This window comes from Chelativorans xinjiangensis (assembly GCF_009812055.1).
GTDB lineage: Bacteria > Pseudomonadota > Alphaproteobacteria > Rhizobiales > Rhizobiaceae > Chelativorans > Chelativorans xinjiangense.
The window spans coordinates 76,974-88,647 of sequence record NZ_WQNH01000007.1; the positions used below are offsets into that span (position 1 = coordinate 76,974).

Below are 11,674 nucleotides of genomic sequence, written 5' to 3' on the forward strand. Positions count from 1 at the left end.
AGCACATAGCGAGCGGGTCTACGCGGGCTTGCCACACGAGAGGAACCCCAGCACCGGATTGCGCGTTTCTTTCGCTCTGTCCGGAGTATGAGAATGGCGCCGCGCCCCTACTGGAAAGGTTACCTCAAGCTCTCCCTCGTCACCTGTCCCGTGTCCCTGACGCCGGCCACCACCGAGCGTGAGAAGGTGCACTTCCATACGATCAACAGCGATACGGGGCACCGGGTTCGCAGCCGATACGTCGACGCGGAAACCGGCAAGCCAGTGGCCGACGAGGACGAAGTAAAGGGCTATAAGACCGATGAGGGACGCCACGTCATCATCGAGGACGAAGAGTTCCAGGCGGTGGGGTTGGAAAGCACCCGCACAATCGACATCGACCAATTCGTTGCCGCCGACACTATCGAGTGGATCTGGTACGACAAACCCTACTACCTGATGCCCGACGACGGCGGCTTTCCAGAAATCTTCCCACGGATCTGCCTGGAGCGCGGCCAACCCCGGGGTATTCTCCACAGTGAAATAGTCCGGTCCGATCGCCGGGCTGAGCTCGTCCCAGTCAAGCGGCACCGAGACGGCAGCGCCAGGCCTTGCTCGTGTCGAATAAGGGGCGACGGCTGTCGCACCCCGGCCGTTGCGGAGATAGTCGACGAGGATCTTGCCCTTCCGCTTGGATTTGGTGACGGTCACGACGAAACGCTTAGAGCTGACTGCTGCCATTCCGTCGGCAAGACCCTTTGCGAAGGCCTTTACCGCATCCCACTCCGCCCGCGGCACGAGGGGTGCCACCACATGCAGGCCTTTGCCCCCGGAGGTTTTGACGAAGCTCTCAAGGCCGGCATCCGCCAGTCGCTGCTTCGGCAGTTCGAGCTTCTGTTTTTCCGAACTCTCGATTTTGCCGGTCTTGGACGACCAGCCCGGCGCCTCGCCTTCGAGTTCCTCGACCACCCTGCCGGTCTTCACAGATTCCGGCCTTTCATCGAGAATGTCCGGATCGTCCTCGCTGCGTGCAAAGTCATCGTTGCCCTTGATCAGCAGCCAGCTTTCCTTCTTCTCGCGTGGCTTATGGGCCATCCGCACCAAATGCCAGCGGCCACCGAGCTTCTCACCCTCGATCTCGAAGTCGAGGTGCCCCTTGGCATATCCCTTTTTTGCATTGCCGATTGGAGTCCAGCGGCCTCGGTCCCACACGATGACCATGCCTCCACCGTACTCACCCTTCGGAATTGTGCCTTCAAAGTCGGCGTATTCGAGCGGGTGGTCTTCGACGTGGATGGCAAGACGCTTCTCGCCCGGCACCAGGCTCGGCCCCTTCGTTATCGCCCAGCTCTTCAGTACGCCGTCCATCTCCAGGCGCAGATCGTAATGAAGATGGCGTGCAGCATGCTTCTGGATGAGATAGCTGTCGCCGGTGGCCGCTTTCCCGTCCTTGCCGCGTGGCTCCGGCGTGGCCTTGAAGTTCCGCTTTTTGCGGTAGCTGCTCAGAGCCATTTTAACCGGCCTTGCGGCGCTGGGCCGGCTCGGCCTTCTTTCGCCTGGCGGTACTGGGCTTCTTCGATTGCCCCGTCTTGGCCCTGGCGCTCTCACGCAGCGCATCCATCAGGTTGACGACCTTGGTCTCCTTCGGCCGCTTCGGCGCCTTGATCTCGCGGCCCTCCATCTTCGCCTTGACCAGTTCGGCGAGAGCCTGGTCGTAACGGTCGTCGAACGCGCGCGGGTCGAAGTCACCAGCCTTGGTTTCGATGATGTGCTTCGCAAGATCGAGCATCTCGCCCTCGATCTTCATCTCGGGCAGATCCTTGAACACGTCCGCTGCTGCACGGATTTCGTAATCGAAGTTAAGGGTGTTGGCGACCAACCCCGGCCCTTGGGCACGCAGAAGGACGGTGCGGACGCGCCGGAAAAGTACAGCGCGCGCAAGCGCTGCCACGTTCTTGCGCCGCATACCCTCTCTTATGACCGCAAAGGATTCACCGAGAATGCCGTCCGGTGGCGCCAGGAAGTAGGGCCGGTCGAAGTAGACCGTGTCGATATCCGGACATGGAATGAAGCCCTTGATCCGCAGTGTTTTGTCGCTCTCCGGAACCGCCTCGGCGATCTCTTCCGGCTGAAGGATCACATACTGGGCGTCGCCGGCCTCATAACCCTTGACCTGCCGGTCGCGCTCGACCGGTTCCTCCGTCTCTTCGTCGAAGTACTGACGGTGGACGCGATGGCCCGTTTTCCGGTTCAGCACGTGAAAAGAGATGCGTTTCGATGTTGTTACGCCGGCATAGAGCGAGACCGGGAAGGCCAGCTCGGCCAGCTTCACATATCCTTTCCATGTTGCCCTGGGCGCCATGGCGTCAACTCCACTCAATTCACGCAAAGTCAACGACTGCCGGCTAGAGATGTTCCGCTGGCACCTCTCCAATGCCAGGCCGGTTCAAGGCAGAATCCGGCCTGCGTCCTCCTCGTGCGGTTTGGTTCCAAAATGGAAAGACCGGCGCCCTTCGCGCGCCCCGGGGGAAACACTCACTTCCGTCTCGCCGAGACCACGCGCACCTTGGTGGCCAGCGGTCCTGTGTCGCCCACTTCCTCCACATAATGAACCTCGTCGCCCACCCGGAGCTTGTCAAAGTCGCCCTGCAGCATGGCGTTGCGATGGAAGTAGAGGCTGCTACCTTCCTTCGTCAGCAGGAAGCCGTGGTCCTCGCCAGGGTAGATCTGCGCCACCTGGCCAAGGAACTGGCTCTGGGTGTCGTGCGGCGGGGCCTTCTCGCGGTCTTCACGCGCCTCCTTCAACCGGACGAGCCGGCGCTCGGCGATCTCGAAGGCGTCGTTGATCGCATTGCCGAGTTCTGGGGTCTGGAACTTCTGTTGGAGGCGATCGGGCTCGTAGGCGACGACGAGCGGGGCCGTGCCGGGCAGGCTTATTTCTATGCGCACCACCGGCGGCAGCGTGCCCTCGACGTTACGCGCCCGCTGGTCCACCGTCACGCGGCAGCCGATGATGCGGTCGTAGAAGGACTGCAGCTTATCGACACGGGAGCGTATCTCCGCCTCCGCCCAGTCGGATTTCTCAGCTCTGTGGAAGGCGATCTGCAGGGGGATGTCCATTCAGTCCTCGCGCGTGCTCGCCGCCTCCAACGCGCGTCGGCGCGACTTGTTCCCACGACGGTGCCGGACGGCGTTGAGGAGATTGTCGATCGGATCGCCCCCGCCGTCGGCGCGCTACGGATCGGCTCACTCGGCGACGCGGAGCTATTCGGCTGCTTCATGAAGCGGGATAAGGCGTCGGCCGACCTGCTGCAGATGCAGGCGCATGGCCGCGGCGGCTCCGGTGAGGTCGCGCTCGGCGATGGCATCGACGATCCGCTCATGGTCGGTGAAGCTGTGGTGGTCGGTCGGCGGGCGGGTGCCATCGGAGCGCAGGCGACCCCACACCACGGTGCGGCGCACGGCGTTCAGCACGTCGAAAAGGCCGAGTAAGACGTTGTTCCGGCTCGCTTGCGCAATCTGCCGGTGCAAGAGGTTGTCGATGTTCTCGTATTGCCGCCACGTCTCCGCGACCCGCGTCTGCGCCATCGACTGGCGCATCGCGGCGATGTCATCGAGGGTGGCGTGCAAGGCCGCCTCGCGCGCGATCTCAGGCTCGATGATCAGCCGCGCCCGCATCACGTCGGCAGGGCTGGTGCGGCCGGCGATCTCGGAAATGCCGATCGTCTCCTCGATCGGCCCGCTGCCGACGAAGGTTCCCTTGCCGACGTGGCGCCAGATGCGGCCGTCCTTCTCGAGTATCGCCAGCGCCTTGCGCAGGTCGCCGCGCGACACACCCAGGCTCTCGCAGAGCTCCCGCTCAGGCGGCAGCCGCGTCTCGCCGGACAGGTCCATCTGCGCGAGATAGGCCTGAAGCTGCACCAATGCGGCGTGACCGCCATTCCCCAGATTCTCCATTGGTTTAACCAATTTTCCGTTGATTCTCGGTTCTTGCTGTTAAAGCGATTGTAGCCGGGCGTCAATCAATGGGCATCTCCGCAAGGGCACCGTGTCGCCCGGCACCCAATTGTGCTTGACCAATCAAGCTTCGTTCTTTAACCATTCTGGTCATTGGTTACAAGACCAAGGGAGGAGACGACAATGACCACGAGACGCGCAATGTTTGCTGCCGTCCTGGCTGCGGCAATGGGGAGCGCCTTACTGCATGGCGCCGCGGAGGCCGGCGACATGCGGATTGCCTTCGGCGACCTGCCAGGCATCGAGTCGATCCAGACGCTCGCCGCTATCGAGCGCACCAAGGAGCGCGGAGTGAATGTCGAGCTGATTATCCTCAACGATGAAGACCTTGCGGCGCAGGCGATTGTCGGTGGTCAGGCCGATGTGGGCATCGGTGCCCCCTACACGCTGATCCAGAAGGTCGGCGTGCCGGTCCGCATCTTCGGACAAATCTCGACGCTGCGGTTCTTTCCCGTTGTCAACAGCGAGTTCTACAAAAGCTGGGAGGATCTAGATGGGCAGGAGATCGCCGTTCATGCCCGCGGCTCGGGCACTGAAGCCGTCATGCTCCTGATGGCCAAGAACCATGGCATCACCTACGGCGATATCAGCTACGTCCCCGGTTCGGAAGTGCGGCGCGGCGCGCTTCTCCAGGGCACGGTGAAGGCCTCTATTGTAGACGCGGCCAACCGGCGTGCACTCGAAGCGGAAGCGCCCGGCAAGTTCATCGTCCTGCCAGTGGAGGATCTGAGTGCCACGGACGAGGCCGTGTTCGCGACCGTGGACTATCTGGAGGGCAACACTGCCGATGTCGACATCCTGGTTGAGGAACTGATCAAAACCGGGCGTGAAATCACGGAGAACCCAGCCGTCGCGGTGGAGTTTCGCAACACCTACGGGCTGTTGCCGGACCTAGGCGCGGAGGCGGATGTGGAGGTCGAGGAATACTACAAGGAAACTGCAGAGGCCGGCGCACTGGCGATCAATGGCGGCGGCGCCGAGGCGGCAGCCGACGATTTCGAGTTCTTCACGCTCGCCGACCAGATCGAGGGCGATCCGGCATCACTGAAGGTTGAAGACTTCTGGGACCTCCGGCCGCTCGATCGCGCTCTTGCCAAACTCGGCACGAACTAGGTTGCCCCAGCCGATGGCGACAAACGTCAGAACGGAGAGCGAGGCGACCAACCTCACTCTCCCTGCCACCAGCGAAGAGGCGATAGGGCTGAGGGATCGGCCGATCATCCTCCGCCTCGTATCAATCGCTCTCTTCGCGGGGATCTGGGAAATCGCCGGGCGTATTCCCGTAAGCTTCGCCTTCCCTACCTTTTCCGACACGATCGCTGCGTTTTTTGGGCTGATCGCGGACGGAAGCATGCCGGCAGCCTATCTCTCGACGCTGCAGCCACTGGTGCTGGGCGTCCTACTGTCGACCTTTCTCGGCGTCGGCATCGGGATTGTCTGCGGCCTGTCGCGCGCGGGGGAATGGCTCTTGATCCCCGTCTTCATCGTGCTTCAGGCGGCCCCTGTCGCCGCCTTCATTCCGCTCGTCACCTTCGTCTACGGCATCGGCATGACCGCGAAGACCATCGCGGTGATGATCCTGGCTCTGCCGGTGATCGTGCTCAACACCTACAAGGCAGTTCGAAACGTCAATGAGTCGCTTCTCGTGATGTGCCGTTCCTTCCTCGGCACGCGCTGGCAGACCATCACCAGGATCATCCTTCCCGATGCAAGCCCGGTCATCTTCGCCGGTCTTCGCCTTGGGGTCGCCGCCGGCTTCGTCGGCGTCGTCCTGGCCGAGCTACTGATCACGCCGACTGGGATCGGCGACCTCATCACATTCCACCGTTCACGTGCGGATTATGCCGAGATGTACGCAACCATAGCCTCCATCATCGCCCTCTCGACTCTCACGCTCGTCTTCCTGCAGTGGATCGAAGTGCGCGTCTTCCGGCCCGAGAAGAGGGGAGCCTGAGATGGCCGTCACCGCATTGCGAGAGAAACAATCCGCGGTTCACACCTCGGTGGAGGCGATCGTCGAGGTGAAGGGAATCTGCAAGTCCTACGGAAACGTCGAGGCGCTGCGCGACATCGACCTCGACTTCCCGCGCGGCAAATTAACGAGCCTCCTGGGACCGAGCGGCTGCGGCAAGACCACGCTCCTGAAGATCATTGCAGGCCTGATAGGCGCCAGCGCCGGCTCCGTGACGGTCGATGGAAAGCACGTCAGCGGGCCGGGACCGGAGCGCGCCTTCGTGTTCCAGGATTTTGCCCTGATGCCCTGGGCGACGGTGTTGCGCAACGTGGCCTTCGGTCTCGAACTGCGCGGAACGGGCAAGACCGAGCGTGAAGAGACCGCGCGCCGCTACATCGCCCAGGTCGGGCTTTCGGGTTTCGAGGACAAATATCCGCACGAACTTTCCGGCGGTATGCGCCAGCGTGTGGGGCTTGCCCGGGCGTTGTCCGTGGATGCCGAGGTCCTGCTTCTCGACGAACCTTTTTCGGCTGTCGATGAACAGAACCGGCGGAAATTCCAGGAGGACCTGATCCGGCTGCGCAGTAAGCAGAACAAGACCTTCATCTTCGTCACCCACTCCATCGAGGAGGCCGTCTACATCTCCGACCGCATCGTGCTCCTATCGCCCCGGCCCGGCCGGGTCTCGCAGGTGATCGAGCCGGACATCAACCGTTCCGGCGATCCCGACCGCATCCACCGCGACCAGCACTACCTCGATACGGTCGAGGAGATATGGCAAGGGCTGAAGCAATATGTGGAGTGATCGCCCGTGACACCGTTCGGCTACCGTATACCGATGATGGCATCGCTCCTCGTCTGGTGCGTTGCGTGGGAGATCGTTGGCCGGCTGGACCTCGTCTTTCTGCTCCCGCCCTTTAGCGATGTACTTGCCGCCGCGGTCCAGCTCGTGCAGACCTCCTCATGGCAGGATGCCACGGTGACGACGCTGCGCGCCTTCGCCACCGGCATGGCGCTGGCGATCATGTGCGGCGTGCCGCTAGGCGCCCTCATGGGGCGGGTCAAGATCGCTGATGATCTTCTGGGCATGTGGGTCAATATCTTCTCCAGCGCGCCGCTCTCGGCGCTCGTTCCGGTGCTGATGATCCTGTTCGGGTTCGGGGAGAGGACGATCATCGCGGCGGTGTTCCTCTTCGCCGTCTGGATCATCGTTCTGGACACCCGTGCCGGCGTGCGCCACGTCTCGCCCTCACTCATCGAGATGGCGCGGTCCTATGGGGCCACGAAGCCCGCGCTTTACGCCAAGATCATCCTTTGGGCCGCTCTGCCGGAGATCCTTGCCGGTATCCGGCTCGGCCTCATCCGCGGCGTCAAAGGCGTCGTCATTGGGCAACTGCTCGTCGCCATCGTCGGCTATGGCGCGCTCTTCGAGACCTTCTCGCGCAACTTCCGTATGGCAGAGTTCTGGGCCCTTACCATCATCCTTTTCGCCTTCGCGATGCTGATCGCAGAGCTTATCGAGCGGATCGAAGGCAAAGTCGAGTATTACGCAGGAGCAAGACAATGAACATTCAGGGTGCGGCAAACTTCGTCATCGAGCCCACGGCTTTTCCCGCCGTTCCCGTGGCGGGCTCCAAGAAACTCTTTCCGGTGCACCGGGTCTATTGCGTCGGCCGCAACTATGCCGCGCACGCAGTGGAGATGGGTCACGACCCCGACAAGGAGCCGCCCTTCTTCTTTCAGAAGAACCCCGACAATCTCGATACGAGCGGAACCTTTCCTTATCCCCCGGCGTCGAACGACGTGCACTACGAGATCGAGATGATGGTGGCACTGAAGAGCGGCGGCAGGGATATTCCGGTCGAAAGGGCGCTGGACTGCGTCTACGGCTATGGCGTCGCTCTCGACATGACGCGGCGCGATCTGCAGGGAAAAGCGAAGGACATGGGCCGCCCCTGGGAGGTCGGAAAGGCCTTCGAAGCCTCGGCTCCATGCACTGCGCTGGTACCGGCCGCCACGACCGGCCATCCCCGCGAGGGAGCCATCTGGCTCGACCTCAACGGCGAGCGCAAGCAGACGGGCGACCTTAACCAGATGATCTGGAAGGTGCCGGAGATGATCAGCTATCTGTCCGGCCTGTTCACGCTTGCTCCGGGCGACATCATCTTTTCCGGAACGCCCGCGGGTGTCGGCGCGGTCGAGCGCGGCGACGTTCTCAAGGGCCATATCGAAGGCATCGGCGATCTTGAAGTGCGGGTCGTCTGAGGGCAGCAGCGGCCATCGCGCGGATTGGGCACCGGCAGGGGCGCGATTGCCTATTTCCTTACGGATTTGAGCTTTGCAGGACGCCGCGGCGCCGGTTGTGGAATGCGTATCGATCCGGCGGGTTTGCCCGCCACGGGGCGGATGGCCCGCCGGGCGGAGGCCTGCGGCTCGGCGCGGGCGTTGTCTTCCTGCAGGGCGGCGAACAGCCAATCGATGAACACGTTGACGATCGGCGCAGCCCTGAGATCCTTCCGACAGGCGACATAGAAGGCATCGACAGCCGGCACCGCCAAATTGAACGGGGCGACGAGTTGCCCTTTCGCCAGCAAACTGGCCGCCGTCATCGTATCGCCGAGCGCGACCCCGTGACCGTGCACTGCCGCCTCGACCGCGAGGCGGGCATCAGACAGGAAAAGCTGCTGACTGGGCCTGAGGTCCAGTGCATCGGCGGCGGCGAGCCAGGTATGCCACTCCCGCCCGTCATCACCATGCAGCATGACATGGTTGCTCATGTCGCGGATGGTGCGGATCGGGCGGTTGTTGATGAGCGTCGGGCTGACGACGGGGAAGAGGTCGAGCGGAGTCCACAGTTTCAGCCAGCAATCGGTCCAGCTTCCATCGCCATAGACGATGGCGACATCGACGTCGGGCGAAAAGATATTGGCGGGATCGTTCGAAGCATCGAGCGTCAGCCGGATATCCGGGTACCGGGCGATGAAGCTGCCGATGCGCGGGAGGAGCCAGAACGACAGCAGTGCGGGAACGCAAGTGAGCGACAACGTGCCGGACGTTGTCGGCCGCGTCATACGCGCCGTCGCCGCCGCTATCTCCTCGAAGGCGGAAGAAACCGCCGGCAGCAGTTCCGCGCCATGCGCCGTCAGCTTCAGGCGCTGCCCCGCCCGCTCGAACAACTTGACGTCGAGCGAGGCTTCCAGCGCGCGGATCTGATGGCTCACCGCGCCGTGGGTCACGTGCAGCTCTCCCGCTGCCTTCGTCAGCGAGCCGTGCCGTGCCGCCGCCTCGAAGGCGCGCAGGGGATTGAGCGGAGGCAGGCGCTTGGCCACCGGTTGGCCTTATTGTTAGATTTCCTCACATAAAGCCCTATAACAATCTCAATTGCATTTTCAACTCCGCTGCATCAGCATTCAGCAATCTTGAAAAGATTGTTGGCCGAACGGGCACGCCCTACCTCCGATGATAGTCACCCGTCGGCCAAGGCAGGCAAGGAGCGGACTGGATGGCTTGGCATCACGAGAAGCTCGAAGCGCTCAGGAAGAAATACAGCGAAAGCCACGGCGGAGAATTGTTCGATCCGCGCTTCCGCCGTGTCGCCGACAAGATTTTCTCCGAGACCGGAACCCGCCTCGCGCCCTATGCCGGCATCCCCACTTTCCTGACAGCCCCCTACCGTCAGATCGACGCCGCCGATCCCGATTTCGGCGATCTTCAGATTGCTCTCCTCGGCATTCCCATGGACCTCGGTGTGACCAACCGGCCAGGCTCGCGTTTCGGACCGCGCGCAATGCGCACGATCGAGCGCATCGGTCCCTACAACCACGTGCTCGACTGCGCTCCCGTTTTCGACCTGCGCGTGGCGGATATCGGCGACGTGCCCTTCGCCAGCCGTTACCGGCTGGAGCAATGCCACGACGATATCGAGCGCTACGTGGGCAGGATGATCGACGCGGGCGTCGTGCCGCTCTCGGTCGGTGGCGATCATTCGATCACTCACCCGATCCTGAGGGTGGTCGGCGGCAAGCGGTCGGTCGGCATGATCCATATCGACGCGCACTGCGACACCGGCGGTGCCTTCGACCAGACCAAGTTCCATCACGGCGGACCGTTCCGCAACGCTGTGCTCGACGGCGTGCTCGACCCGACCCGCACGATCCAGATCGGCATCCGGGGCGCTGCCGAATATCTGTGGGAATTCTCCTACGAGTCGGGCATGACGGTGATCCATGCCGAAGAGATTTCCTCAATAGGAATCCCGGCGATCATCGAGAAGGCGAAAGAGATCGTCGGCGATGGCCCAACCTACCTCTCCTTCGATATCGACAGCCTTGACCCGGCCTTCGCGCCAGGTACCGGTACACCGGAAGTGGGCGGACTTACCACGCGCGAGGTGCTGGAACTCCTGCGCGGCCTGAAGGGCGTGAACCTGGTCGGCGGCGACGTCGTCGAGGTCGCGCCGCAGTACGATACGACCGCCAATACCGCCCATGCCGGCGCGCAGGTCTTGTTCGAGATTCTCAGCCTGATGGTGTTCAGCCCGACCATAGCCGGCAAGTCGGGCTAAGGCTGATAAGTGCTATAATAAAAATAAGGGAACCGGCCGGAAAAACACGGCCCTCTACAGGAGAACGAAGATGAAGGAACTTCATAAGACAAGCGTTAGCCGACGCAAGATATTGACTGTGGGCGTGGCGGGCGTGGGCATGCTTGCAATGCCCTCCATTCTGCGCGCACAGGACAGGTCGCTAAAGGTCGGCGTCTACGGCGGCTATTTCAAGGACTCCTTCGACGAAAACATCTTCCCGGAGTTCACCAAGGCGACGGGCATTGCGGTAGAATCGGTCGCCGAGCCGACCGGCGAGGCGTGGCTGGTGCAGCTCGAGCAGGCCGCCCGCGCCGGGCAGGCGCCGGCCGATCTTTCGATGATGTCCCAGACATCGACGCTGAAAGGCCAGGAAACCGAGCTGTGGACACCGCTCGACCCCGCCAGGATCGGGAACTACGATGACCTGCTCGAACCCTTCGTCGCAAAATATCCCGATGGCCGCGTCGCTGGCATCGGGGCGGTTGCGTGGTACATCACGCTGGTCACCAACACCGATGTCTATCCCGAGGCGCCGGACTCCTGGGCAGCACTTTGGGATCCTGCGAATGAGGACAAGCTCGGCCTTTTGGCGCTGGTGTCCAACTCCTTCCTGCTCGAGGTGACCGCCAAGACGTTCATGGGCGGAACGGATGCGCTCGATACCGAAGAAGGCCAGATCGAAGCATTCGAGAAGCTTGCCGAGGTCAAGCCGAACGTGCGGCTGTGGTATCGCGACGAGGCGCAGTTCGAGCAGGCGCTGAAGTCGGGTGAGATTCCGATGGGCCAGTACTACCACGACGTCACGGGGCTTGCCGCCGCCGACGGCTTCCCGGTGCGCTCGACCTTCCCCAAGGAAGGCGGCATTCAGGATTCTGGCAACTGGGTGCTGTCGCGGGCGTCCGACAAGGTCGAGGAGGCGCATATCTTCATCGACTACATGAGCCGGCCGGAGATCCAGAGCCTCATGTCGCGCAAGGTCGGCACAGCCCCCACGCTGAAGCGCGACAAGCTCGACCTAACCGACGAGGAATTCGCGGCCGTATCGTCGGAGATCGACCCGATCATCCCGCGCTACGACCTTTACACCAGCAAATCCGACTGGCTGAACCAGAAGTGGACGGAGATGATCGTCGGGTGAC

At 62.5% G+C, this 11,674-nt stretch carries 11 protein-coding genes and 2 pseudogenes; 8 read left to right on the top strand and 5 right to left on the bottom strand.

Annotated features, from left to right (window positions below; all coding sequences use genetic code 11):
- Positions 1-93: 93 nt before the first annotated feature.
- Positions 94-393, top strand: a pseudogene (locus GM910_RS27150) (Ku protein); the annotation flags it as partial.
- Between the two features lie 90 nt (positions 394-483).
- On the opposite strand, the pseudogene ligD reads toward GM910_RS27150, so the two are convergent.
- From ligD to GM910_RS07160, 4 genes and pseudogenes are all read right to left on the bottom strand, one after another.
- Positions 484-1,491 (bottom strand): annotated as a pseudogene (gene ligD / locus GM910_RS07145) (non-homologous end-joining DNA ligase LigD); the annotation flags it as partial.
- 1 nt (position 1,492) lies between these two features.
- Positions 1,493-2,341, bottom strand: coding sequence for a non-homologous end joining protein Ku (gene ku, locus GM910_RS07150; RefSeq protein ID WP_159586830.1), 849 nt, complete (start codon positions 2,339-2,341; stop codon positions 1,493-1,495).
- A 173-nt stretch (positions 2,342-2,514) separates the two neighbouring features.
- Entirely contained in the window at positions 2,515-3,099 is a 585-nt protein-coding gene (locus GM910_RS07155; protein WP_159586831.1) for an HPF/RaiA family ribosome-associated protein, read from the bottom strand.
- A gap of 144 nt (positions 3,100-3,243) precedes the next feature.
- A complete protein-coding gene (locus GM910_RS07160) occupies positions 3,244-3,936 on the bottom strand; it encodes a FadR/GntR family transcriptional regulator (protein ID WP_159586832.1) in 693 nt (230 codons plus the stop codon).
- Between the two features lie 183 nt (positions 3,937-4,119).
- Between GM910_RS07160 and GM910_RS07165 the strand changes: the two genes are divergently transcribed.
- From GM910_RS07165 to GM910_RS07185, 5 genes are read left to right on the top strand one after another with little or no spacing between them, the layout of a single operon-like run.
- Positions 4,120-5,109 carry an ABC transporter substrate-binding protein gene (locus tag GM910_RS07165; RefSeq protein WP_159586833.1) on the top strand — a complete coding sequence of 330 codons (990 nt, stop codon included), beginning with the start codon at positions 4,120-4,122 and terminating at the stop codon, positions 5,107-5,109.
- A gap of 13 nt (positions 5,110-5,122) precedes the next feature.
- Positions 5,123-5,950, top strand: coding sequence for an ABC transporter permease (locus GM910_RS07170; RefSeq protein ID WP_159586834.1), 828 nt, complete (start codon positions 5,123-5,125; stop codon positions 5,948-5,950).
- Position 5,951: 1 nt separating this feature from the next.
- Positions 5,952-6,755 carry an ABC transporter ATP-binding protein gene (locus tag GM910_RS07175; protein ID WP_159586835.1) on the top strand — a complete coding sequence of 268 codons (804 nt, stop codon included), beginning with the start codon at positions 5,952-5,954 and terminating at the stop codon, positions 6,753-6,755.
- A 6-nt stretch (positions 6,756-6,761) separates the two neighbouring features.
- Positions 6,762-7,517, top strand: coding sequence for an ABC transporter permease (locus GM910_RS07180; RefSeq protein WP_159586836.1), 756 nt, complete (start codon positions 6,762-6,764; stop codon positions 7,515-7,517).
- Positions 7,514-8,215 (top strand): fumarylacetoacetate hydrolase family protein, encoded by a 702-nt coding sequence (locus GM910_RS07185; protein ID WP_159586837.1) that lies wholly within the window; start codon positions 7,514-7,516, stop codon positions 8,213-8,215. Before GM910_RS07180 ends, GM910_RS07185 begins: the two co-directional genes overlap by 4 nt.
- Before the next feature lie 50 nt (positions 8,216-8,265).
- On the opposite strand, the gene gcvA is transcribed toward GM910_RS07185, so the two are convergent.
- The gene (gene gcvA / locus GM910_RS07190) at positions 8,266-9,279 is read right to left on the bottom strand and encodes a transcriptional regulator GcvA (RefSeq protein WP_159586838.1); all 1,014 of its coding nucleotides are present in this window, start codon (positions 9,277-9,279) and stop codon (positions 8,266-8,268) included.
- Between the two features lie 173 nt (positions 9,280-9,452).
- Here gcvA and speB point away from each other — a divergent pair, with 173 nt between their 5' ends.
- Both speB and GM910_RS07200 read left to right on the top strand, forming a co-directional pair.
- Positions 9,453-10,514, top strand: coding sequence for an agmatinase (speB, locus tag GM910_RS07195; RefSeq protein WP_159586839.1), 1,062 nt, complete (start codon positions 9,453-9,455; stop codon positions 10,512-10,514).
- A 70-nt stretch (positions 10,515-10,584) separates the two neighbouring features.
- On the top strand, positions 10,585-11,673 hold the full coding sequence (locus GM910_RS07200; protein ID WP_159586840.1) for an ABC transporter substrate-binding protein: 1,089 nt from the start codon (positions 10,585-10,587) through the stop codon (positions 11,671-11,673).
- Position 11,674: the final 1 nt, after the last annotated feature.